General features: G+C 65.8%; 17 protein-coding genes and 1 pseudogene. 10 read left to right on the top strand and 8 right to left on the bottom strand.

Annotated features, from left to right (window positions below; translation table 11 throughout):
• Window positions 1–196: 196 nt before the first annotated feature.
• The 6 genes from AC3WLY_RS34640 to AC3WLY_RS34615 all read left to right on the top strand — a co-directional run bounded on the left by AC3WLY_RS34640 (window position 197) and on the right by AC3WLY_RS34615 (window position 10,469).
• Window positions 197–1,762 carry an efflux transporter outer membrane subunit gene (locus AC3WLY_RS34640; protein ID WP_425131104.1) on the top strand — a complete coding sequence of 522 codons (1,566 nt, stop codon included), beginning with the start codon at window positions 197–199 and terminating at the stop codon, window positions 1,760–1,762.
• Window positions 1,763–1,953: 191 nt separating this feature from the next.
• Window positions 1,954–3,822: an FHA domain-containing protein gene (locus AC3WLY_RS34635; RefSeq protein WP_492310707.1), complete on the top strand. Its 1,869-nt coding sequence runs from the start codon at window positions 1,954–1,956 to the stop codon at window positions 3,820–3,822.
• Window positions 3,800–5,209, top strand: a complete 1,410-nt coding sequence (locus AC3WLY_RS34630) for an HlyD family secretion protein (protein WP_492310708.1) — start codon at window positions 3,800–3,802, stop codon at window positions 5,207–5,209. The genes AC3WLY_RS34635 and AC3WLY_RS34630 overlap by 23 nt, the downstream gene beginning before the upstream one ends.
• A 98-nt stretch (window positions 5,210–5,307) precedes the next feature.
• Window positions 5,308–6,060: a peptidylprolyl isomerase gene (locus AC3WLY_RS34625; protein ID WP_124629213.1), complete on the top strand. Its 753-nt coding sequence runs from the start codon at window positions 5,308–5,310 to the stop codon at window positions 6,058–6,060.
• Window positions 6,061–6,078: 18 nt separating this feature from the next.
• The gene (locus AC3WLY_RS34620; protein WP_310136487.1) at window positions 6,079–9,153 is read left to right on the top strand and encodes a peptidase domain-containing ABC transporter; all 3,075 of its coding nucleotides are present in this window, start codon (window positions 6,079–6,081) and stop codon (window positions 9,151–9,153) included.
• Window positions 9,150–10,469: a sigma-54 interaction domain-containing protein gene (locus tag AC3WLY_RS34615; protein WP_175962945.1), complete on the top strand. Its 1,320-nt coding sequence runs from the start codon at window positions 9,150–9,152 to the stop codon at window positions 10,467–10,469. The genes AC3WLY_RS34620 and AC3WLY_RS34615 overlap by 4 nt, the downstream gene beginning before the upstream one ends.
• A 25-nt stretch (window positions 10,470–10,494) precedes the next feature.
• Here the strand turns inward: AC3WLY_RS34615 and AC3WLY_RS34610 are convergent, their stop codons facing one another.
• Together AC3WLY_RS34610 and AC3WLY_RS34605 are read right to left on the bottom strand one after the other, a co-directional pair.
• Window positions 10,495–11,265 (bottom strand): PP2C family protein-serine/threonine phosphatase, encoded by a 771-nt coding sequence (locus AC3WLY_RS34610; RefSeq protein ID WP_174913264.1) that lies wholly within the window; start codon window positions 11,263–11,265, stop codon window positions 10,495–10,497.
• An 82-nt stretch (window positions 11,266–11,347) separates the two neighbouring features.
• Window positions 11,348–11,632 carry a hypothetical protein gene (locus tag AC3WLY_RS34605; RefSeq protein WP_124617921.1) on the bottom strand — a complete coding sequence of 95 codons (285 nt, stop codon included), beginning with the start codon at window positions 11,630–11,632 and terminating at the stop codon, window positions 11,348–11,350.
• A 480-nt stretch (window positions 11,633–12,112) separates the two neighbouring features.
• Between AC3WLY_RS34605 and AC3WLY_RS34600 the strand changes: the two genes are divergently transcribed.
• Both AC3WLY_RS34600 and AC3WLY_RS34595 read left to right on the top strand, forming a co-directional pair.
• On the top strand, window positions 12,113–12,658 hold the full coding sequence (locus AC3WLY_RS34600; protein WP_310136490.1) for a lecithin retinol acyltransferase family protein: 546 nt from the start codon (window positions 12,113–12,115) through the stop codon (window positions 12,656–12,658).
• A 42-nt stretch (window positions 12,659–12,700) separates the two neighbouring features.
• Entirely contained in the window at window positions 12,701–12,943 is a 243-nt protein-coding gene (locus AC3WLY_RS34595; RefSeq protein ID WP_244137385.1) for a hypothetical protein, read from the top strand.
• Between the two features lie 25 nt (window positions 12,944–12,968).
• Here AC3WLY_RS34595 and AC3WLY_RS34590 read toward each other — a convergent pair whose 3' ends face one another.
• Window positions 12,969–13,187, bottom strand: coding sequence for a hypothetical protein (locus tag AC3WLY_RS34590; protein ID WP_175962943.1), 219 nt, complete (start codon window positions 13,185–13,187; stop codon window positions 12,969–12,971).
• 387 nt (window positions 13,188–13,574) lie between these two features.
• Here AC3WLY_RS34590 and AC3WLY_RS34585 point away from each other — a divergent pair, with 387 nt between their 5' ends.
• The gene (locus AC3WLY_RS34585) at window positions 13,575–15,677 is read left to right on the top strand and encodes a serine/threonine protein kinase (protein WP_492310868.1); all 2,103 of its coding nucleotides are present in this window, start codon (window positions 13,575–13,577) and stop codon (window positions 15,675–15,677) included.
• Window positions 15,678–15,696: 19 nt separating this feature from the next.
• Here AC3WLY_RS34585 and AC3WLY_RS34580 read toward each other — a convergent pair whose 3' ends face one another.
• The 4 genes from AC3WLY_RS34580 to AC3WLY_RS34565 form a co-directional block, all read right to left on the bottom strand.
• On the bottom strand, window positions 15,697–16,155 hold the full coding sequence (locus AC3WLY_RS34580) for a (2Fe-2S)-binding protein (protein ID WP_492310867.1): 459 nt from the start codon (window positions 16,153–16,155) through the stop codon (window positions 15,697–15,699).
• Window positions 16,083–18,467 carry a xanthine dehydrogenase family protein molybdopterin-binding subunit gene (locus AC3WLY_RS34575; RefSeq protein ID WP_492310870.1) on the bottom strand — a complete coding sequence of 795 codons (2,385 nt, stop codon included), beginning with the start codon at window positions 18,465–18,467 and terminating at the stop codon, window positions 16,083–16,085. Before AC3WLY_RS34575 ends, AC3WLY_RS34580 begins: the two co-directional genes overlap by 73 nt.
• Window positions 18,468–19,095: 628 nt before the next feature.
• Window positions 19,096–19,356: a hypothetical protein gene (locus AC3WLY_RS34570; protein WP_175816862.1), complete on the bottom strand. Its 261-nt coding sequence runs from the start codon at window positions 19,354–19,356 to the stop codon at window positions 19,096–19,098.
• An 857-nt stretch (window positions 19,357–20,213) separates the two neighbouring features.
• Window positions 20,214–20,474: a hypothetical protein gene (locus AC3WLY_RS34565; protein ID WP_175962939.1), complete on the bottom strand. Its 261-nt coding sequence runs from the start codon at window positions 20,472–20,474 to the stop codon at window positions 20,214–20,216.
• Between the two features lie 359 nt (window positions 20,475–20,833).
• Between AC3WLY_RS34565 and AC3WLY_RS34560 the strand changes: the two genes are divergently transcribed.
• Window positions 20,834–22,435 (top strand): GMC oxidoreductase, encoded by a 1,602-nt coding sequence (locus AC3WLY_RS34560; protein ID WP_492310866.1) that lies wholly within the window; start codon window positions 20,834–20,836, stop codon window positions 22,433–22,435.
• Window positions 22,436–22,688: 253 nt separating this feature from the next.
• Here the strand turns inward: AC3WLY_RS34560 and AC3WLY_RS34555 are convergent.
• Window positions 22,689–22,829: pseudogene (locus tag AC3WLY_RS34555) on the bottom strand (ISNCY family transposase); the annotation flags it as partial.
• Window positions 22,830–22,901: the final 72 nt, after the last annotated feature.

Below are 22,901 nucleotides of genomic sequence, written 5' to 3'. Positions count from 1 at the left end.
ATCGCGCGAGCACACGTGTCTGTGCATTCCCGACATCATGGGCCGGAACTGTCGGCGGCGACCCGCCATGCTTCCTTGAGCCGGGTGTCGCGCACCGATCGCCGGCACCCCCGTCTTCGTCGCTCGAACCCGCGCCGACAAGCCACCCGGCGAGATTTCCGCTGATCCTGCGCACGGCTGGCACGCCCCATGCGGTATGAGACGCGAGCGTGCCACGCAGCGGCATCAACACCAACACATCCACCCGATCCCGCATCGTCGCCGCGTTCCTCCCAAGGAGCCGATCGTGAACATCCACCTGTCGCCGACTGCCACGCGCAACCGCCGCGGTCTCACGCGGTCGCTGGCCCGCATCGCCGGTTGCGCCGGCGCATGCGCGGCGTTGCTGTCTGGCTGCATGGACCTGAACATGCCCGTCTACCAGCGCCCGGAGATGCCGGCAAAGACCACCTGGGCGCACGCGCACGGGCCGGTATCCGCATCGGACGCGGTCAATGCCGAATGGTGGAAGCGCTTCGACGATCCGACGCTCGACGCGCTCATCGACAAGGCCATCGCGGGCAACGTCGACATCAAGGTGCTGGCGGCGCGCATCGGTGTGGCCGGCGCACAGGTCGGCGAAGTCCAGGCGGGCGCGCTGCCGAGTGTCGATCTCGGCGCGGGCATGGACTTCGAGAAGAACACGCATCAAGCGCCGTCGAGGACCTACAACCTCGGCAGCCAGGTGAACTGGGAGATCGACATCTGGGGCAAGGTCGAGAAAGGCGTGCAGGCGCAGAAGGCCGAATATCATGCGACCGAGGCCGACTGGCGCGCGGGCTACCTGACGCTCGTCGCCGACGTGTCGAGCACCTATTTCGAGATCCTCCGGTTCGACGACCAGATCGAGCAGGAACAGCGCACGCTCGACAAGAACCGCCAGATCCTCGCGATCTACCAGTCGATGTTTGCGAACGGCGTCGCGCCGCAGACGGAAGTGCTGCGGCAGAGCGCGGAGATCAACGGCCTGGCGAACCAGCTGATCGAACTGCATCGATCGCGCGACACGGCCGAGAACGCGCTCGCGACGCTGCTGGGCGTCCCGGCCGGCGAGTTCAGGATGCCTGCCGGCCATCTCCGGCAGCGCGTCAAGCTGCCGGATGTGCCGATGGGACTGCCCGCGCAACTGCTCGCGCGCCGGCCGGATGTCGTGGCCGCGCAGTATCGCGTGCTCGAATCGTATGACGAAGTGGGTGCGGCGAAGCTGGCGCAATTGCCGTCGATCAGCCTGACGGGGCGCGGCGGCACAGCGGCGTTCGCGCTGTCGGATCTCTTCAAGGCCTTCACGTTCAGCTTCCTGCCTAGCATCAACCTGCCGATGTTCGACCCGAGCGTGCACGCGCACATCAAGACGACCGAGGCGCAGACCCGGGTGGCCGAGCAGCAGTACCGGCAGACCGTGTTCACCGCGTTCAAGGAAGTGGAAAACGCGCTCGTCGATCTCGACGCGCACAAGCAGCAGCGCGTGCAGTTGCAGCAGCAGAGTGCGCGTCTGCGCACCGTCGCCGCGCAGGTGGAGGCGCAGCTCAAGGAAGGGCTCGTGTCGCAGCTCGAGGTGCTCGAATCGGAACGCGCGGTGGCATCCGCAGAACTCGCGCTGCTCGCGAATCATCAGCAGATTCTGAGCGACACGGTCACGCTCTACAAGGCAATCGGCGGCGGCTGGCGCGCGGTCGAAATCTCGAATGCAAGCAGCGAGCCGGTCCGGCAAGCGATGCAATGAACACGCCAGCCCTGCGCAGCCGCGCAATCGGTGCCAGCCGATTGACTACCGCAATCCGTCGCCTAAACTTTTTTCACGATCGTGTCGCCGCGTGCCTTGGCGGCGCGGCTTCACACGGGTGGTTCGAAAGCGCGTCGCGTTTCCTGCGCCGCATGCCCATTGGCGGGCGCATGTCGATCGTTGGCCGAATCATGGTTCCAGACGCCGCTTCGATTGCCGAGAAACAAGCCGCGCTCGCCCGGCAGTTCGACATCGTGCTCAAGCCGGTTTCCCATCCGGAGCTGAGCGAGATCCGGATCGACAAGGCGCTGTTCGCAGTCGGGCGGACCAACACGCCGTTCGCGTCCGCGCGGCCCGAACTGGTGGCCGACCTGTCGCGCCGGCATGCGCGCATTTTCTTTGAAGGCGGCGCGGCCTATGTCGCCGATCTCGGCAGCAAGAACGGTACGGCCGTCAACGGTGTCGATGTCGGCGACAAGCCGCACCTGCTGCGCGACGGCGACGAACTGCGCTTCGCCGGCGCGCTGGCGTATCGCGTCGCGTTCGTGCCGCGCGCGACGCATCAGCCGGCGCGGCCGGCCGTCGTCACGCTGTCGCCGGAGCGCGGCGATCTCGGCCTGCAACCGGTCATCATTACCGCCTTCCCGTTCCTCGTGAGCAAGACCGACGACACGTTCGCCTGCTACCGTAACGCGTATCCGCATCAGGTCAACTATCTGTCGCGACGTCATGCGCACATCTACGTGCAGGACGGCGACGTCTTCGTGGAAGACCTCGGCAGCACGAACGGCACGTTCGTCGACGGCCGGCGCCTCGATGAGCATGCGGCGCCGCTCGGCGACGGCGCGATGCTCGCGTTCGGCGGCGATCATTTCGTCTATCGCGTCGCGGTGCAGCGCGAGCCGGGGCCGGACTCGACCGTGACGGGCACGTCAGCGCCCGGCGCTGCCGCGAATGCGGTCGCCGCAGACCCCGACCGTACGACCTTCGTCGATACCGCGCATTCGTTCCTCGACATCTTCTGCACGGTGCCGGCCGTTCAGCAGGACGACGAGGTCAACCCGCACGCCGCGCATGGCGCAGCCGAAACCGCGCATGACGCGCGCCACCGGCGCGGCAGGGTCGAAGTCTTCCTGTCGGAGCTGAGCGAGGCGTTCGGCGGTAGCGGGCGCGTCAACCTGCGCCGGCTCGGCTGGTGGAGCGGCGGGTTGCTCGCGGCGGTCGTCCTGCTGTTCGCGACACTGTATTTCCGCGATGCGCCGCTGCGCGAGATGCATGCGTTGCTGGCGCGCGGCGACACCGCGCAGGCGGCGCAACTCGCCGACCGCCATCTCGCGAGCCATCCGGACGACCCGGCGTTCCTCGCGCTCGGTACCGAGGCACTCGTTCGGTCGAAAGTACCGGACTGGATCGCCGCAATGAACGCGCGCGCGTTCGACCGCGCCCGCGCCGTCGTGCAGGAGATGCGCGCGCTTGCCCGTCATAACGCCGACGCACAGCCGCTCGTCGACGAAGTGGCGTGGATCGGCGAGCTGCAGGCGTTCGTTGCCGGTCGCGGCGGGGCGGAAGCGCCGATCCGCATCTACCGCGACGAAGCGCCGATCAAGGCATTGACCGGCCGCTGGAACGACGACCCGGGCGCGCATCAGCGGCTGCTCGACCGGATTTCGTCATACGTTCCCGCGTTCGGCGCGCTGTATGCCGACGCGCTCAGCCAGTTGCGCAAGCTGCAGAGCGACAACTCCGTCTATGTGGCCGCGCTCGAGCGGTTGCAGCGCGCGATCGCGTCGGCGCTCGACGACGACCGGCTCGACGCGCTCCCGGCGCTGCTCGCCGATGACGAGCAGCGCTATCCGCGCCTCGGCGGCCTCGACGCCGTGCGTGCCGATCTGCAGCAGTACCTGCAGTTCGAGAGCGACGCGCGGGCCGGGCACGGGCCGGCCGTACTGGATCGCCTCAAGCAGTTCCGCTTCGCGACGCCGCAATTCGCCGCACATGTCCCGACGCTGGAACGGCTCGCTTCTTCGGGAGGGCGCGGTGAAGCTCGACAGTCTCCTTAAGCGCGCGCGGCAGGCAACGCCGCCGGAGCCGCCGCGCTCGCTGGGCGAGGCGCTGGAGGATCACAGCGTCGAAGGCATCGCGATCCTGACGGCGCGGCCATGGCGGCTCACGCAGGCGACCATCATCGCGATGGTCGGGCTCGTCGTGTGTGCACTGCTGTGGTCGTTCGCCGGCCGCGCCGATGTGATCGTGACCGCGCAGGGCGCGCTTGCGCCGGAGTCCGAGGTGCGCCGCATCTACGCGCCCGTCGACGGCGAACTGGTGGACATCTATATCGCGGAAGGTCAGCCGGTCGAAAAGAACGACGTCATCGGCCGGATCAACGCGCGCGGCGCGATCGAGGCGGTGACCAACGCGCTCGATGCACGCCTCAAGCTCGACGACGCGGAGCGCGAATGGAAGCAGTTCCCGGACAAGAAGCAGCTGATGGAGCGCAAGGCCGACGCACTGAAGCAACAGATCGAGGTCGAAGAGCACCTGCACCAGAACCGCATTGCCGAAGGCACCAGCAAGCTCGCGCAATCGCAGCGCGCGCAGATCGACGAAGCGCGCAGCAATATCGACAATGCGCGCCACGCACTCGATCTCGCGAAGGACGAACAGGACAAGTACGCGCGCCTGTTCGCACTGCCGGGCGGCGGCGGCGTGTCGCAGAGCCAGGTGGAACAGAAGCGCAGCGCGTACCTGCAGGCCCAGGACAGCTACCGCGTCGCGCAGGCGCGGCTCTCGCAGCTCGAGGCGCAGCAGAGCCACGAGTTCGCGCAGGCGAAGGCGCAACTCGAGGGTAGCGGCGAGACGCTGACCGGGCTGCGCATCCAGTACGACGCGACCGTGCGCGACATCGCGAACACCGAAGAGAAGCTGCGACTGCAGGTGCAGACGGCGCGCCTCGCCGCGGATGCCGCCGCGCGGATCCGCTTCGAGAACATCGACAAGGACAATTTCCTGCTCGTGCTGGCGCCCGTCTCCGGCGTGATCACCGACGTGACCACGACGCAGCCCGGCGACAAGATACTCGCCAACACCCCGCTCGGCAGCATCGCGCCGTCCGATGCGCGGCCGGTGGTGAAGGTCGCGATCGCGGAGCAGGACCGCGCGTTCCTGCATGAGGGCTTGCCCGTGAAGCTCAAGTTCAATGCGTTTCCGTATCAGCGCTATGGCGTGATCGACGGCACGCTGGAATACATCTCGCCGGCGACCAAGCCGCAGGCGCAGACGAAGGAACCCGTCTACGAAGGCCGCGTGGCGCTGGTGCGCAACGCGTACACGATTGCCGGCACGACCTACCCGCTGCGCTACGGGATGACGGCCACGGCGGAAATCGTGGTGCGCGAGCGCCGCCTGATCGGGTTCGCGCTGGACCCGTTCAGGCAGATCGCGGGTTGAGGGAGACTGCCACGGCGTCGTGGAGCGGGGCAGGCGGTGATGCGAGGCACCGGCGGCGAATCAGGGCGATCGCCGCGTACAGGATCAAGGGGAACGAAATGACGGCAATAGTGCGTATCGACGACGAGGTGATCGGCACCGACGATTTCATCCGCGTGCTGAAGCTCACCGGGCAGTTCGAGGGCCTCGTCGAGCAGCAGGTTCGCGACCGGCTGACGGTGATCGCGGCGCGCAAGATGGGCATGCAGGTGACGCCGGCGGAAATCCAGGAGCGTGCCGACCAGTTTCGCCGCGTGCGCGGCCTGCATCGCGCCGCGGACATGAACCGCTACCTGGACGTGTTCGGCGTCAGTCTCGACGAGTTCGAGCGATTCATCACCGACACGCTGTACCAGGAAAAGACGCTCGACACGGTGTGCAGCGATGCGGCCGTCGAAGCGTACTTCAAGCTCAATTCGCCGAAGTTCGACAGCATCGAGGTCAGTCACATCGTGCTGGATTCGGAAGGCAAGGCACGCGAAATGATGGCGCTCCTGGAGGACGACCCGGGCTGCTTCGGCGACATGGCGCGCGAGCATTCGATCGCCGACACGAGCGAGCGTGGCGGCGTGATCGGCAAGGTGCTGCGCGGCTCGCTGAAGACGGATATCGAGGCCAAGGTGTTCAACGCGCGGGTGGGCGACCTGCTCGGGCCGTTCGCGGCGCCCGACGGCGCGTTCTTCGAGATCTTCTCGGTGACCGCGAAACACCCGGCCGCGCTCGACGCCGACGTCGCGTCGGAGGTGCGTCGCCTGCTGCGCGAGGAGTGGCTCGCCGAGCGCGCGCAGGAACACATCATCGATGCACGCTGATCACGGAGAACCGCCGCGATGGACGCACAAGCCCCCGCCCCGGCCAGCAGCCCCCCGTCGCTCGCGGCGTTTCTCGCGTCGGTGGAGCCGCTGTCGCTCTTCTCGCCCGACGAACTCGAGCGCATGGCCGCGCAGGCGCAGGTGCGCACCTACGCGTTCGGCGACACCGTCTGCAATCGCGGCGAACCGGCCGAGGGCCTGTATGTGCTGCGCTTCGGGTCCGTGCGCCTGATCGCCGACGAGCGCGGCAAGGAAACCAGCGTCGGCGTGCGCAAGGAACGCGAGGTGTTCGGTGAAATGGCGATGCTGCGCGACTACTGGCACGAGGTGTCGGTGCGCGCATCAACAAAGACCGAGATTCTGTGCATCCCGCGCAGCGCGATCGAGCCGATCCTGCGCGACAATCCCGCCGCGCAGTCGTTCGTGACGAGCTATGTCGCGATCAGCTCGGCCGGCGGGTTCGTGACGCGGCTGTTCGACCTGCGCGGCAAGCTGACGCGCGCCGAACTCGAGGAGTACGTGTCGAGCGTCGGCGTGAAGCGCGTGGCGGCCGGCAAGGAGATCGTCCGGCAGGGGCCGGGCGGCGACCTCCGGCTGTATGTCGTGCGCCAGGGCGAGGTGAGCGTCTCGTGCCACGAGGACGGCAACGACTATCCGCTCGCGACGCTCGCCGCGGGCGAGATCTTCGGCGAGCGCGCGTGCCTGCTGCGGCAGGAGCAGGCGGCGACGGTCACGGCCGTCACCGATACGCGCCTGCTCGTCATTCCGGAAAAGACCGTGCACTTCATGCTCGAGCGCAACCCGAAATTGCGCGAGGTGCTCGAGGAGCGCATCCGCTTCGTCGATCAGGAGCTGAAGCGGCAGAAGAAGCTCGCCGAACGGCGCCGCCACCCGCTGCAGATCGATATCGGCGCCGACGCCGCGTTCGGCGAGCGCATGATCAAGCGCTTCGTGCTGGTCGAACAGGCCGAGGAAATGGATTGCGGGGCGGCGTGCCTCGCGATGATCTGCCGTCACTACGGCGTCGCGATGACGCTCGGCAAGCTGCGCGATCTGGCGAACGTGACGACGCAGGGCGCGACGCTCGACAGTCTCGCGCGCACCGGCGAGGCGGTCGGCTTCGCGACGCGCGGCGTGCAGTGCACGTACGAGGCGCTGCTCGGGTTCGACCTGCCGTTCATCGTGCACTGGGAGGGCTACCACTACGTCGTCGTATACGGTGTGTCGAAGTCGTGGGTGCGTATCGCCGATCCGGCGCTCGGCTTCAGGAAGCTGAGCGTCGAGGCGTTCGAGCGCGGCTGGAGCGGCACGTGCCTGCTGTTTACCGCGAGGGGGCCGGCCGCGGCGCCGGCCGAGACACGTTCGCCGTGGGTGCGCTTCATCGGCTATCTGCGCCCTTACAAGAAGATTCTCGCGCATCTGTTCCTGGCGACATTCGTGATCCAGGTGCTGGGCGTCGTACCGCCGATCATCATCCAGAGCATCCTGGACGGGGTGATCGTGCACCAGAACGTCAACCTGCTGCACTTGCTGATTGCCGGGCTCGTCATTTCGCACGTGTTTACCCAGCTGATGACGACGATCCGCGCCCACCTTTCCAACTTCATGGTGCGCAGTCTCGACTTCGCGATGATGTCGCAGTTCTATAAACATACGATGTCGCTGCCGTATTCGTTCTTCGCGCGCCGCAAGAGCGGGGACGTGTTCGCGCGCTTCCAGGAGAACCAGACGATCCGGGCGTTCCTGACGGAGTCCACCGTGACCACCGCGCTCAATCTCCTGATGATCTTCATCTACTTCACGATCATGTTTCTCTACAACGTGAAGATGACGCTGGTGCTGATCGCCTTCGTGATCCCGATCATGGCGCTCACGGCGCTCGCGACCCCGAAGCTGAAAGGCTATGCGCGCGAGGTGTTTGCCGCATCCACCGATGCGAAGTCGCTGCTGATGGAGACGCTCGGCGGCGTCGAGACCGTGAAGGGCATGGGGATCGAGCGGTCGGTACGGCTGAAGTGGGAGCGCAAGTATGCGAAGGCGCTCGACGTCCAGTACCGTGCGCAGGCATTCAATATCCTGGTGGCGCTGTGCAGCCAGCTGCTGAATGCGGCAACCACCATCGTGATCCTGTGGGTCGGTGCGAACCTCGTGCTCGCGCACGAACTCAGCATCGGGCAACTGATCGCCTTCAATGCGTTCATGGGCAGCGTGCTGGCGCCGCTGATGGGACTCGTCGGCATGTGGAGCCTGATGAACGACGCGGCGGTGGCGATGGAGCGGCTCGGCGACGTCCTCGACATCGAGCCCGAGCAGCAGCCGTCCGAACTGGCCTCACGCGTGCTGCTGCCCGACCTGCAGGGCAACATCAGCTTCGACAGCGTGTATTTCCGCTATGGCGGCAACGAAACGCCTTACGTGCTCGAGAACATCAACTGCACGATCAAGCGCGGCGAGATGGTGGCCATCGTCGGGCGCAGCGGTTCGGGGAAAACCACGCTGGCGAAGCTGCTCGTCGGATTCTATGCACCCACGGACGGCAAGATCGTGGTCGACGGCTACGACATGAGCGCGATCGACAAGGCTTACTATCGTGCGCAGATCGGTTACGTGATGCAGTCCAATCTGGTCTTTTCCGGATCGATTGCCGAGAACATCGCATGCGGTGACACGAGCCCCGACTGGCACCGCATGGAGGAGGTCGCCCGGATGGCCGACGCGCATGCATTCATCAGCAAATTGCCGCTCGGCTACGAGCAGGTGGTGGGCGAGCGCGGCGTCGGCCTGTCGGGCGGCCAGATCCAGCGGCTCTGCATCGCCCGCGCGCTCTATCACGACCCGCGCCTGCTCGTGTTCGACGAGGCGACCTCGTCGCTCGACACGCAGTCGGAGAGCAACATCCTTGCGAACATGCATGAAATCCTGCAAGGGCGCACCGCGGTGATCATCGCGCACCGGCTCAGCACGATCATGCGCGCGGACAAGATCCTGGTCCTGTACGAAGGCGCGATCGTCGAACAGGGCTCGCACGACGAGCTGGTCGCCCTCAAGGGCATGTATTACCAGCTCGTGCAGAAACAGCTGGGTGCCGCATGAAACTCTTCGACCCGCACGGATTCGGCAACTCCGCGATCTCGTATGCCGGCCTGCTCGAGAAGATCGAGATCCTGCGCTCGATGCTGCGCTGGGCACCCAAGCTCGAGCGTGCCGACATCGAGAAGCTGCTCAACCAGGCGAACGTGCTGCGCGACGAAGTCATGCAGATGTCGCGCAAGGAGCGCTTCGTCGAGGCCGCCGTGGCCGCGCCGCAGACGTCCGATGCGACCGATGCGCCGGACGCGCCCGCCCCCCCCGTGCAGCGACGCCGGCAGGCGTTGATCGAGCGCAGTTTCATCTTCGAGGGCATTTTTGGCGACAATCCGAAGCTGCTCGCCGCACTCGAAATCGCCGAAAAGGCCGCACCGACCGATCTGCCGGTGCTGATCGACGGCGAGAGCGGGACCGGCAAGGAGCTGATGGCGAAAGTCATCCACGCGAACGGGGGGCGCGCCGACCGCCCGTACATCTCGGTGAACTGCGGCGCGATTCCCGACAACCTGCTCGAATCCGAGCTGTTCGGCCATCGGCGCGGCTCGTTCACCGGCGCGTCGAACGATCGCAAGGGCAAGTTCGAGAGCGCGCACACCGGCACGATCTTCCTCGACGAAATCGGCGAATTGCCGCTGTCGGGGCAGGTCAAGCTGCTGCGCGTGCTGGAGTCGCACGAGATCCAGCGGGTCGGCTCGGACGAGCTGATCAGCGTCGATACGCGCATCGTCGCCGCCACCAACAAGAATCTGCGGCAATTGAGCGAACAGGGGCTCTTTCGCGAGGACCTGTTCTACCGCCTGAGCGTCATTCATCTGACGCTGCCGGCATTGCGCGAGCGTCGCGATGAAATTCCGCTGCTGCTCGCCTACTTCGGCGACGAGGCGGCAGGGGCACTGAAGCGCAGGCCCGTCAAGACGACGCCGAAGCTGCGCGACTTCCTGCTGACCTACGCTTATCCGGGCAACATTCGCGAACTGCGCAACCTCGTCTACCGTCTGTCGTGCCTGGCCGGCGAGATCGCGGATATCGAGCACTTGCCCGAGGACATCCGCCCGAAAACCGTGTCGAGCGCCGTGCGTGCGACGGATGACGGCCTGCCGGGCAGGCCGATGTCGCTCAGCGACGCGAAGCGTGCCGCAAGCGACGAGGCGGAGCGGGCGTTTCTCGAACGCGGGTTGCAGGAGACCGGCGGCACCGTGGCCGAACTGGCGCGCCGTTGCGAGATGAACCGGTCACACCTGCAGATGCTGCTCAAGAAGCACGGCATCCGCTCGAAAGCATTCCGTCATCAGGACGGCGCGACGCCTGACAAGGACGCGTGAGCGTCGCGCGGGTCCGCTCGATCGTTCAGCGTTGCACGGCAGGATTGGCGAGCGTCCGGTCCGACGCATCGGGATCGTCGGCGCGGATCACGACGGCGGTGATGTTGTCCCGGCCGCCCTCGCGCAACGCGAGGTCGACGAGCATGTCCGTTGCGCGTGCGCAATCGCCGCAGGCGAGGGCGGCCGAGATGTCGGCTTCGTCCATCTCGTTGCTCAGGCCGTCGCTGCACAACAGAAACATGTCACCGTCGCACACGTCGATGCGTCGTTCGTCGAGATGCAACTGCTCGGCGGCGCCGACGGCGCGCGTGATCAGATGCTGCGACGGGTGATGGCGCGCCTGCTGCGCGCTCAGGTGGCCCTGGGCCTGCAGTTCCGCGACGTGGCTGTGGTCGAGCGTGAGCTGCGTCAGGTGTGCGTCGCGGTACAGGTAGATCCGGCTGTCCCCGGCCCACAGCCAGCCGCACTGACGGCCGCTCGCCAACAGCACCGCCACCGTGCTGCCGATCAAGCGTACACCGCGCTCGGCGGCCGATGCGCGCAAGTGCAGGTTGACCGCATCGAGCGCGGTGCGCGCCGCCTCGATGAAGTCCGCCAGCGTGGCCGGGGTGGCCAGCCGTTCCAGCGCCTGCACGATCATCCGGCTCGCGAGGTCGCCGGCCGAATGTCCGCCCATGCCGTCCGCGACGGCCCACAGGCCGCGGTGCGGCAACGCGAGGCAATCGTCCTCGTTGATCTCGCGAACCAGGCCCACGTCACTGCGTGACGCCGAAGTCCATTGCAGTTCTGCGCTCACGGCGCGCCATTCCCTTTCGTCCAGTGCCTGTTCATGCCGGTAACGGGCTTGCGAACATGCATTGGCGGTTGGCGTGAAGACGCTAGACGAGCCGGTTCCTGCCGTCCGCACCCACCCCGACCGCAATGTTCGCGCCGGGCGCCGAGTTCGTGACGTCGACGTTCTGAATCTGGTTGAGGACCTGATTCGCGTAGAACGTGTTGTACGTCTGATAGAGGTTCACGACGGGCCCGAACGCCGGCGCCGGCGGCGCGTAGGGCTGGATCCAGCCGAATACCCACGGCGCGCCCGCGCCGCGGATGAACGACATCGTCTTGCGGTCGATGTCGTGCTGCATGTGAAGGTCGGTAATTGCGAGCGTGGTCATGACGATTCTCCGAATGGGGCCTGCCGACGGACCGGGTAACCGATACGTGCAAACCTCGTGCCATGCGTGACACAACCCGCGTGCGTTGCCCGGGCGCGTGCGTCGATCCGGTGAGCGCCGCACGCGGCAAGGCAAGGCGTCATCGACACGCGATGCTTGCATGCTAGTGCGTCGCGCCCGTGTCCTGCAATGGTTGTACGCAAGCCAACAGTTGCGCGCACGAACGTGGCCGCGAACCCGACACATGCCCCGGCAGACGCAAACGGCTGTCCGGCGCGCCGACTGGTGCTGTCACACCAACGAAATCCCCGGCAAATGGTTGGCCGCGCGGCGACAGCGCGGCAACCGGCTCGCCGCGCATGTCCCGTCGAGCTTCGCGCGACGGGCTCCGGCTGATTGGCACGCTTGATGCAGGTTAGTTGGCAACCGGCTAACCCTTGCGCAACACGGGCGGCCGCCAACCAGCAGACGGAGCCAGTCATGGAACGCGATCTCCAACCAGTGAACAGCGCTGCGTCCCGCACGGCTGTCGGCGCTGCGGATGCAATCGCGCACGCGGCTTCGCTGCCCGGCCGCGTCGACGCACTGCTGCCTGGCGCACACCTGGTTTCCGATCGTGCCGGTTACAGCCATCACGGCATCTACGTCGGCGACGGGCGCGTCGTCCACTACGCGGGGCTTTGCACGTCGCTGCATCGCGGCCCGATCGAGGAAGTCACGCTCGAACGCTTCGCCGCCGGTCATGCGGTTCGCGTCGTGCCGCATCCGTACGCGGCCTATGCGGGGCGCACCGCGGTGCTGCGCGCACGTTCCCGTCTCGGCGAAAACCGCTATCGCCTGCTGACGAACAATTGCGAGCACTTCTGCACGTGGTGCCTGGAAGGCACGGGCTACAGCGAGCAGGTTCGCACGTGCGTCATGCATCCGCGGACGGCGTTCCGGTTCGCGCTGTCCGTCTGCCGCGTGCTGCTCGTGGCGCGGCGTGCGGGCGGACGGTGCACCACGGTCGCCATCGCCGCCGCATGAGCGACGTCCCGGCGCGTTCGACATCGCCACGAGGGGGCTCAAATGAACGGGATCACATCATCACTGCGCATGCAGGTCGACAAGTGGCTCGCGCCGAGCGCGCGCGTGCCGGCGCGCATCGTGCGCTTCAGCCGCATGCCTGCGCAACGGCGGCGCTTTGTCTGCGTCGAGGCCGTGCATCCGGCTGGCACGATCGCCATCTTCTTCTTTCGTCACGACGACGGCTCATGGTGGGTGTTCCCGCCGGCCGACCGGCGGCCAGCGATGACGGTGCGAGCGGCCTGAGCGGGCACGCGGCGTGGTGTGTCCGTCAACGCAACAGCGTCGGACGCGCCGGCGACGCCGTTGCGTCGGCCACCGGTGCACGCGCCGACGCGGCATTGCGTGCGTCAGTGTGCAGATACGGGAACGGTTGCGGCGCGAGCATCGTCTGATGCGCACGTACCTTCGCGCCACCCGCGATGGCGGCCATCGCCTGCTTGTCGAGGTCGACGCTTTCGGGAAGATCGTTGATGACGAGCACGCCCATGGTTGGCTCCGCGAAATCGGATGGGAGAAGCGTGAGGCGGGCAGCCACGCAGCATCATGTGATGTGCCGACGTACCCGGGATCTGTCCAGTATAGGTTCCGCCGCACGGCCGCGCGGCCTGGAAATGCTAGTTCCGGCACCGATTGCACAGGGCGTTACCGCGGACTAGTATGATTTGTTAGACATCCTGTCAGAACGCCGGCGGACGGTGCGTCGCGCGGTCGAATTCGTCTGACGATGGCGTGGCGGCGACCGCGTGTTCGACGGTGTCCGGTGCATCACCGATACGTCGCACCGCATGGGTACGTCGTGGATAGTCCTTGCCCTGGCGGCGCCGCGAGGCGCCGAAGCGGGTCGGCAAGCTGAAGCTGAGTAGACGGCATACGAATGATGAGCTTTGCGCAGCTGATTCAGACATTCCAGAGCGGGGCGCTGTCGCAGGACGCGTTCTTCTCGGAGATCGACCGGGTGCTGGCGATCGATCAGGTCGATTGCGCACGTCTGCGCGAAGTACTCGACCAGACGCAAACCACGCAGCCGCTGTCGGACGATATCTATGCGGAAGTGCTGAAGCGCATCGAGCGATGTCATGACAGGACGGCATCCGCGGGCGATGCAACCCGGATCCAGGAGAGCCCGCTTCGGCCGGAGGCGCGGCCAGCCCCACCGTCCGGGCCGTCGGGCGGCGCGATGCCGGTCGACGGCGAATGCGTGAAAGGCATCGGCGATACGCTGAACGGGCGCTTCGTGCTGGAGGAGTGCCTGGGCGTCGGCGGGATGGGTACCGTGTACAAGGCGCTCGACCTGCGCAAGCTGGAGGCCTCGGATCGCAAGCCGCACATCGCGATCAAGGTGCTCAATGTGCAGTTTCGCGGCCAGCCGACGTCGCTGATCGCGCTTCAGCGTGAAGCCCGCAAGGCGCAGACGCTCGCCCATCGCAATATCGTCACCGTCTACGACTTCGATCGCGACGGTCCGCTCGTCTACCTCACGATGGAGTATCTGTCAGGCCGGCCGCTCAGCAAGGTGCTGCGTGCGCCGGACTTCAAGGGCATGCCGCTCGATGCCGCGTTGCCGATCATCGCCGGCATGGGCCAGGCGTTGGCCTACGCGCATGAACGCGGCTTCGTCCACTGCGATTTCAAGCCCGCCAATGTGTTTCTCACCGACCGCGGCGAAGTGAAGGTGATCGACTTCGGGATCGCACGCGCGTTCCAGCGGCGCGACGAGGATCCCGACGTGACCGTGTTCGATCCGGCGAGCCTTGGCGGCATCACGCCGGCCTACGCGAGCCCGGAGATGTTCGAGCATCTCGAGCCGGATCCGCGCGACGACGTCTACGCGCTCGCCTGTGTCACCTACGAATTGCTGACCGGACGCCATCCGTTCAACCGGCTGTCGGCCACCCAGGCGCGTCACGACCACTTGCGGCCCGCGCGCCATCCCGGTCTGGATCGCACGCAATGGCGAACCTTGAGCGCCGCGTTGTCGTTCGACCGCGCGACGCGCACGCCCAGCGTCAATCTTTTCCTGGAAGGCATGGGCGTGTTCAGTCGCCCGACGCGGGCGTCGGGCGTACGAACAGGGGTGACCGTGGGCGCTTGCACGGTGGCGGCGATCGCCGTGCTCTGGTACGGCTACCAGGCGCTTTCGCGCAGCGGCGAAAAGCGCCCCGCCGCGGACACGGTCGTGCACGCGTTTGCCGGTGGCGGAGGTGGTGCGACGGCAGGCGCCGAGGCCGGCAGCGCACCCGCGGCCGTCGCGAACGCCGTGCCCGCTGCCGCCAGCGTGCCGCCGCCGGCACCGCCACCGGCGATCTCGCTGGCCTCGGTGACGGCTGCGCTGTCGCGCATCCCGTGTTCGGCGCTGGACGCGTCGGTGCAGGATCACGTGCTGCAGGTGCGCGGTTACACGGAAGCCGGTGTCGGTATCGGACGCGTGCGAACCGCGCTCAGCGGCATGGCGGGCGGGCAGACGGCCAATCTCGACGTGCGCCCGGTCGATGCCCACAATTGCGAGATCGTGAGCGCGCTTGCCCCGTACTGGCGATCGAATCGGGCAGCGTCACACGCCGCGTCGATCCGCACGCGCGCGCCTGATGCGCATCTCGCGGAAGGCAACCCGCTGGTCATCGACATCACGACACCAGGTTACGACTCGTATGTGAACGTCGATTACTACGTGCTGAACGGGAGCGTCGTGCATCTCGTGCCAAGCAACCGCGAACGCGACAACCAGGCGCCGCCGAATTACGCCGCGACGATCGGCAGCATGGGCGAGTGGGTGATCGGCAAGCCTTTCGGGACCGAGATGATCGTGCTCCTCGTCACGCCCGCGCCGCTGTTCGACGGGATGCGCCAGCCATCCGAGCCGCGTGCCGCCTATCTCGCGGCGATCGAGCGGCAATTGAAGCTGTTCGAGGCCAAATATGGCGAGGGGCGCATTGCCGCCGATTTCGTCCAGATCACGACGCATGCCAACGGCAGCTGAGCGAGCGGGCTCGCGCGTATCAGCGGCCTAGAGATTCCGCCGCCTTGTGAATGGCCTTGCGGATGCGCGGAAACGTGCCGCACCGGCATGCGATGTTCTTCATGGCCTCGTTGATCTGATTGTCGTCGGGGCGAGGGCATCGCATGAGCAGGGCCGTGGCGGCGATCAGCTGTGCGCTCTGGCAATAGCCGCATTGCACGACGTCGACGGCAATCCACGCGTCCTTCAGTGCGCGCGCTTCCACGTTGTCCAGCCCTTCGACGGTCGTGATGCGCGCGCCGTTCAGCGTCCCGACCGGGAGTTGGCAGGCGGGCACGGCCTGATCGTTCAAGAGCACCGTGCATGCACCGCAGACCCCGACGCCACAGCCGAACTTCGTGCCGGTCAGCTTGCGTTCGCAGCGAATCACCCAGAGCAGCGGGGTGGCGGGCTCGGAATCGACATGAGCGGTTTCCCCGTTGATACGGACTGACACCATCGGTCGTCTCCTTGGTCGGGTGGGATCGGCTTGACGAACGGCAGCGTGCGATGGCGCACGCCCGTGAGCGAATACAGCGCATTCGCCACGGCCGCCGCGATCGGCGGCGTGCCCGCTTCGCCGACGCCGTGCGGCTCGGTCCCGCCTGCCACGACTTGCGTGACGATCTCGGGACACGTCTCCATGTTGACGAGCGGATAGCTGTCGAAATAACGCTGTGCGACTTGCCCGTTCTCGATCGTGATCGCCTGCTCGAGCGCGGCCGACAATCCGAAGACGATCCCGCTTTCCATCTGCTGCTCGACCAGATTCGGATTCACAGCCAGCCCGCAGTCGATCACGCAGACCACGCGCGTCACGCGAAAGCCGTCACCTTCCTGCCGGACTTCGGCGACTTGCGCGACCACGCTGCCGAACGACTCATGCATCGCCACGCCGCGTGCGCACCGCGCGCCGGTCTTGTCACGCCATGCCAGCGGCGAACGCCAGCCGGACAGCGCGACGAGCGCCCGCAACACGGCCGCATGGCGCTGGTGCGCCGGCTGCTTGAGCAGGTCGAGGCGAAACTGGATCGGGTCTTTCCGTGCCAGCGCGGCCATCTCGTCGATGAAGCTCTCGACGAAGAATGCCTGATGCGAGTGCCCGACGGAGCGCCAGTAGCCAACCGGAACCGGGAGCGTCACCGTAGTGTGCTGGACGAGCATGTTGTCGCATTCATAGGGCAGGTCGAACGCGCCTTCCGCCGTGGTGGCGTCGGGCAACCGTTTCGCGGCGAGGCTCGGCATGCCGAAAGTGCGAGGCATCGCCTGCGCGCTGATCGACTGGCTTGCCGACATGCCCTTCCAGGCGACCAGCCTGCCGCTCGCATCGATGGCGCCGCTGTATCTCGCCACACAAGCCGGGCGGTAGAAGTCGTGCGTCATATCCTGCGGGCGCGACCAGATCGTCTGTACCGGCCGCCCCTTCGCATGGAGCGCGATGGCGGCCGCCTGCGTGATGAAGTCGACCTCGAGCCGCCGGCCGAATGCCCCGCCGATCAATTGCTGATTCACGACCACCTTGTCTTCGTCCAGGCCCAGCAGCGCGGCGACCGCCTTGCGTGCCACCATCGGGACCTGCGTGCCGCACCAGATCGTTGCCGCGTCGTCGTCGACACGCACCGTGCAATTCATCGGTTCCAGCGGCCCGTGAGCCAGGTACGGCACTTCGTACTGCGCGACGAACGGCTTCGCGCGGCCCAGCGCCGCATCGACGTCGCCGATGGCGTAGAACACGTGGCGGCCCTCGTCGCCGTCGAGGGCGTGCGCCAACGCCGTGCGGACATCCACGCTATTCACGCCGGCAGCCGGCCCGTGATCCCATGTGACCGACAACCGGCACAACGTCCGCATCGCGATGAAGGGATTGTCGGCAATGACGGCAACGCCTCCCGTTCCACCGTTGGATGGCTCGATCCTGAAGATGCCGGTCACGCCTTTCAGGCTGGCGACCCCGGACTTGTCGAAATCCAGTGCATTTCCGCCGAGTGTCGGGCACATCGTGACGCTCGCATACAGGAGCTTGTCCGGAAGCACATCGATGCCATAGCGCGCGCTGCCATCGAGCTTCGCGTGCGCCTCGATGCGGCCCAGCCGTTTCCCGACCAGCGTGAACGCCTTTGGGTCCTTCAGGTCGACATGTGGCGGGCGCGGCACGTCCCGCGCGAGCTCGACAAGTTCACCGTACGTCGCAGAGCGTCCCGACCGATGCAGCACCACGCCGGCTTTCGTCTCGCATTCCGCGACGGGCACCTGCCAAAGCTTCGCCGCGGCGCTGCACAACATGACGCGGGCCGTGGCGCCCGCCTCGCGCATGGGCCCCCACAGATCGATCATGCTCGTCGATCCTCCGGTGACCATCGAACCCAGGTAGCGTGCGCCATGGCGCGCCAATGCCGCCGCGCCGCGAGCGATCAGGCTGTCGTCGTCGGGGCGAAATGGCAGGCCCTCGGCGAGGGATTCACGGTCCTTGTAGATCGTGTCGAGCGGAGACATGACGATGCGGACCCGGGGCCAGTCCGCATCGAGCTCCTCCGCCAGCAACATGGCCGAGCCGGTATGTATCCCCTGGCCCATTTCGGATTTGCTCATGACGATCGTCACGTCGTTAGACAAACTGATCATCACCCAGCCGTTCAGCGGCACATCGACGCGTGACGTCTCCAGCTGCGCGGGTATTTCCTGCCGGTCGTCGGGGCGCCACCATGCCCAACCGACCACCAGCATGCCCGCCGCTCCCGCACCGCCCAACAGGAAGGTTCTGCGCTTCAACATGATGTGGCCGCCGACATGTGTTGGTCGAGTCACGGCGCATTCGGCGAACCACACCCACGTGCCTCGACAATTCAATGTTTCAAACACAATCCGACATTTCATTGCTGCTGCAATCACCTATATTAGTCACTGATATCGGCAACCGAGAACCAGAAAGTGATGTTCGTTTGAAACAAGCGCTGAAGACGCGGCCTGCTATAGCCCGAGGGACGTCCGTGGCTTCCGGGACGCGAAGCGCATCGTGCCGATCGCTTCGCATGCACCACCCACCGGAGGTTGTTGATGCTTGTCGATGAGGTTCACGCGTTGCGGACCGGGGTGGCGCGAGTGCAGGCGCTGACATCGCGTGCGACAGGCTGAGGGACCGGGCTATATCGTATGCGGCGATGCGGCGGGCTATCTCGACCCCGCGACAGGCGACGGCTTGCGTTTTGCCATCGCTTCCGGCCTGCGCGCGGGCGCGATTGCCGTCGAGGTTCGCGTCATCCCGATCAAAGAAGCCCGCCAGGAGACGGAACCTGGCGGGCTTGAAACGCCGCGGGACAAACCCGCGGCGGACTGGATGACTTCGGTCGTTCGGTACCACGCTAGCGAATACGGCGACCACTGCGAGGCCGCATGGCGACACTTACAGGCCCATCTTCGCGACCACCAGACCGCCAAGGTTGTTGATCGAGTTGGTCACGCTGGTGAGATCCTGGTGGGTCGATGCATCGACCTGGGTCACCGGAGCCGTGATGGTATTCGGGCTGGCGAACGAGAAGCCACTGCCGGTCGCGATGTTGTTGATACCGGCGTTCTGGAACACGCTACCACCGCTGACGGCCGCCATTTCCTTGCGGCTGAGTTCGTGGGCGCGGGACAGGTCGTTGATCATCAGTGCGGACATGGTAAATCTCCTTGGGTTTGCTGCGGTTTGGAAGAGAGCACGTTTCGTTGCGCTCGCAGCTACAAATGCACGGGGCGTGCCAGCGTCGAATCATGCGCGCATGAGGAGCGCTTAACCTCATGAAAACAAAAGCGATTCGATCTGGCATCCGACGTTTCGCCGGGACCGCCGAGCACGATCGAAGCACGACGATGTCGGATTCTTCCAAACGATTTCCGTGGCGGCTGTCCTGTCTCGGCCAACATGAAGCGAGGCGTGGCGCTCGCGATTCGCGTCGCGGGCATCCATGTGCGGCAGCGGGGTGGACGCTTCGGCGCGAAAAGGCCGCCCACGCGCGCGCGATCGTGCGCGGCGCCCGGCAGTTGAGCGACACGCGCTTGCCGCCGGCGAACGCCGATACGACGATGCGCCGACGGGCGGCCGCAAGCGGAATCGACGCCAGGATCGGGAGCCATGTGTTTCGCATAACTGAATTCTCTGCGTACCTGCAGAGCGGCCGGACGCATCGGGAATATCGCGCCGATGGCCAACGGCGCATCGATGCGACGACGCAGTTCCTTGACTGGCACCGCGGTGTCATCAACCTCGACGACGTGGAGCGAATCTATGTGCAGGGAAGGGAAGCCGAAAGCGCGTCGGGATCAGTCCGGCCGCGGATGGGAGAGGGCGGCGCGGCTGACGTGTCGTCAGCCAATCTGCCTGTTCATGCCGGCTGCGTCTTTATCATGCAAGGAAGCCCGCCAACGGACACGGCTGGCGGGCTTTTGAACGCCGCGAGGACGACCCCGCGGCGGACTGGAGCGTTTCGGTACGACGCTATCGGATACGGCTGCCATTGCGAGGAAGGCGGGCGAAACTTACAGGCCCAGCTTCGCGACCACCAGACCGCCAAGGTTGTTGATCGAGTTGGTCACGCTGGTGAGATCCAGGTGGGTCGATGCATCGACCTGGGTCACCGGGGCCGTGATGGTATTGGGGCTGGCGAACGAGAATCCGCTGCCCGTGGCGATGTTGTTGATTCCGAGGTTCTGGAACACGCTACCACCGCTGACGGCCGCCATTTCCTTGCGGCTGAGTTCGTGGGCGCGGGACAGGTCGTTGATCATCAGTGCGGACATGATAAATCTCCTAGGTTTGCTGCGGTTTGGAAGAGAGCACGTTTGCGTTGCGCTCGCAGCTACAAATGCACAGGACGTGCCAGCTCGACTCATGCGCGCTTGATGGGTGCTTAACCTAATGAAAACAAAGGTAATTTCATCGGGATGACGACGTTTCGCCGGACCCGTCGAGCACGACCGGTAAAAGGCGGTGTCGGGTTTGTCCAAACGATTTCCCGGGTAGCTGTTTCACTTCAGCCAACACGAAAGCGGTCTGACGGGCCAGCCCCGTTCGGGATCGTGATGCCTTCGGAGCGTGGAGGATTCGTCAGGTTTTTCGCATCGGAACCGTGACGCACCTACGTCAGGAGATCGTCGTCATGAGCGCGATTGAATACGATGTCATCGTTGTCGGGAGCGGCTTCGGCGGAGCGGTGGCGGCCTGCCGCCTTGCGGAGGCGGGATGGAGGGTGCTGGTGCTGGAGCGTGGTCGCCGCTGGACCCCGAAGACGTATCCGCGCGACGAGACCGACCCGTGGCTTTGGGACCAGCAGAACCCGCAACGATTCCATGGCTGGGCCGACCTGCGGGTTTTTTCCCGCATGTCGGTGGTGGCTGCCGCGGGCGTGGGCGGCGGGTCGCTGATCTATGCCAACGTCTCGGTCGAGGCCAAGCCCGACGCCTTCGATCAGGGCTGGCCGCCCGAGATCACGTACGAGGCACTCAAGCCTTACTACCAGCGCGTGGGCTGGATGCTGTCGGTCCAGGAGGTGCCCGACAATCAGATCAGCGAACGCACCCGCTTGTTGCGCGACGCTGCCGACGCCTGCGGCTGGGGCGATCGGTATCGCAAGTTGCCGCTCGCCGTGTCGTTCTCGCCGACCTACGATCCGTCCTTGCCCGGCGCGCGCGACGACCGGCATTCTGTCAGGCACGTCAACGTGCATGGAGTATCGCAAGGCACGTGCGTGCATTGCGGCAATTGCGACATCGGGTGCCAGGTGTCGGCGAAGAACACGCTCGACCTCAACTATCTGGCCGTGGCCGAGCGCCATGGCGCAAAAATCCTTCCGCTGCACCTTGTGCAAAAGCTCGAGCCGCTCGGCGCGGGATGGCGCGTGCATTTCGACGTCATCGATCCCGCCGCCGGTAGTGTCATGCCCGGAACGGCCACGGCGGCCAGGGTGATCGTCAGCGCCGGATCGATCGGCAGTACCGAGTTGCTGCTCCGCTGTCGCGACGAACATCGCACGCTGCCGAATCTATCGCCGAGGCTCGGCTGGGGCTGGGCCTTCAACGGCGACTTCGTCACGCCGGCCTTCTACAGTCACCGGAAGATCTCTCCGTCGCACGGCGTCACCATCTCCGCTGCGATCGACCTTCTCGACAGGGCTGACGACAATGGTCAGCCACTGTTCGTGGAGGACGGCGGCGTGCCCAATCTTGCGCATGATTTCGTGCGCCGCCACCTGCAGCGCTCGCACGGTGGGGTGATGCACGCGTTCTGGCGCGCTTTCGCGCGCCATTTCGATTGCGATGACCCGGTCGAGAACATGATGCCCTGGTTCGGCCAAGCGATCGATCCGGGGGACGGGCACATGCGTCTCGGCCGCCGCTGGTTTGCGCCATGGCATCGCATATTGCGGCTCGACTGGTCGTACGCGCGATCCCTGGCTGTCGTCGATGCGATGGTCGATGCGCACCGCCGCCTGTCGATTGCCACGGGCGGCGAACCCTTCGTCCCGCCGACATGGAGCGACTTCCACCGGCTGATCACCCCGCATCCGCTCGGTGGTTGCAACATGGGACTCACGCGCGAGGATGGCGTCGTGAACGCGGACGGAAAGGTATTCGGTTACGACGGGCTCTACGTGATGGACGGTGCGACGATCCCGCGTGCGCTCGGGCTGAATCCGTCGCGCACGATCGCCGCGCTGGCCGAGCGCGATGTCGCCGTGCTGCTCGGCCAGCGTTCAGCGTAGGTGTTCCGGATCGGCGACGGTTGACAGGCAAGGGGAATGGCGCCGCGGCTACCTCTTGTCTCGTGAATCCGTTCAACGCGAATCGCCTTACCGGTATTACGCAAGGTAGTGCGCAGGTAGCGTTCACGTACGATGCCGCCAGCCGGCGATCGACGTTGACCTTGCCCAACGGGATCGTGGCCACCTACAGCTATGATGTGGCAAACCAGTTGACCGGCATCTCGTATGCGAACGGCAGCACCAACCGAATGCTGTGCCATTCCCACAGCTTCTCGCAGGCCAGCGTCGGCCCGAAATCGGCGTAGCGCTCGCGAACCAGGCTCAAGGCACGATGCGCCAAATCCTCGGGCAGTTGATGGTTGCTCGCATGGCCACGACGCTGCGAAATCGAACCTGTCCGCATTTTTGTGGGCGAGGCGGTTGAACAGCGCGTTATCCGCGTGCCTGCATAAATCGCTCGCCGAAC

This window comes from Burkholderia sp. FW306-1C-G01B (assembly GCF_058781685.1).
Note: the sequence above shows the minus strand (reverse complement) of the source record. Positions and strands in the feature narration are given on the sequence as shown.

What these genes read in the sequence shown, in the direction of transcription:
- AC3WLY_RS34640 (WP_425131104.1), top strand. Translation starts at nt 197, where the DNA reads ATGAGACGCGAGCGTGCCACGCAGCGGCATCAACACCAACACATCCAC.
- AC3WLY_RS34635 (WP_492310707.1), top strand. Translation starts at nt 1,954, where the DNA reads ATGGTTCCAGACGCCGCTTCGATTGCCGAGAAACAAGCCGCGCTCGCC.
- AC3WLY_RS34625 (WP_124629213.1), top strand. Translation starts at nt 5,308, where the DNA reads ATGACGGCAATAGTGCGTATCGACGACGAGGTGATCGGCACCGACGAT.
- AC3WLY_RS34620 (WP_310136487.1), top strand. Translation starts at nt 6,079, where the DNA reads ATGGACGCACAAGCCCCCGCCCCGGCCAGCAGCCCCCCGTCGCTCGCG.
- AC3WLY_RS34615 (WP_175962945.1), top strand. Translation starts at nt 9,150, where the DNA reads ATGAAACTCTTCGACCCGCACGGATTCGGCAACTCCGCGATCTCGTAT.
- AC3WLY_RS34605 (WP_124617921.1), bottom strand. Translation starts at nt 11,632, where the DNA reads ATGACCACGCTCGCAATTACCGACCTTCACATGCAGCACGACATCGAC.
- AC3WLY_RS34600 (WP_310136490.1), top strand. Translation starts at nt 12,113, where the DNA reads ATGGAACGCGATCTCCAACCAGTGAACAGCGCTGCGTCCCGCACGGCT.
- AC3WLY_RS34595 (WP_244137385.1), top strand. Translation starts at nt 12,701, where the DNA reads ATGAACGGGATCACATCATCACTGCGCATGCAGGTCGACAAGTGGCTC.
- AC3WLY_RS34590 (WP_175962943.1), bottom strand. Translation starts at nt 13,187, where the DNA reads ATGGGCGTGCTCGTCATCAACGATCTTCCCGAAAGCGTCGACCTCGAC.
- AC3WLY_RS34585 (WP_492310868.1), top strand. Translation starts at nt 13,575, where the DNA reads ATGATGAGCTTTGCGCAGCTGATTCAGACATTCCAGAGCGGGGCGCTG.
- AC3WLY_RS34580 (WP_492310867.1), bottom strand. Translation starts at nt 16,155, where the DNA reads ATGGTGTCAGTCCGTATCAACGGGGAAACCGCTCATGTCGATTCCGAG.
- AC3WLY_RS34575 (WP_492310870.1), bottom strand. Translation starts at nt 18,467, where the DNA reads ATGTTGAAGCGCAGAACCTTCCTGTTGGGCGGTGCGGGAGCGGCGGGC.
- AC3WLY_RS34570 (WP_175816862.1), bottom strand. Translation starts at nt 19,356, where the DNA reads ATGTCCGCACTGATGATCAACGACCTGTCCCGCGCCCACGAACTCAGC.
- AC3WLY_RS34565 (WP_175962939.1), bottom strand. Translation starts at nt 20,474, where the DNA reads ATGTCCGCACTGATGATCAACGACCTGTCCCGCGCCCACGAACTCAGC.
- AC3WLY_RS34560 (WP_492310866.1), top strand. Translation starts at nt 20,834, where the DNA reads ATGAGCGCGATTGAATACGATGTCATCGTTGTCGGGAGCGGCTTCGGC.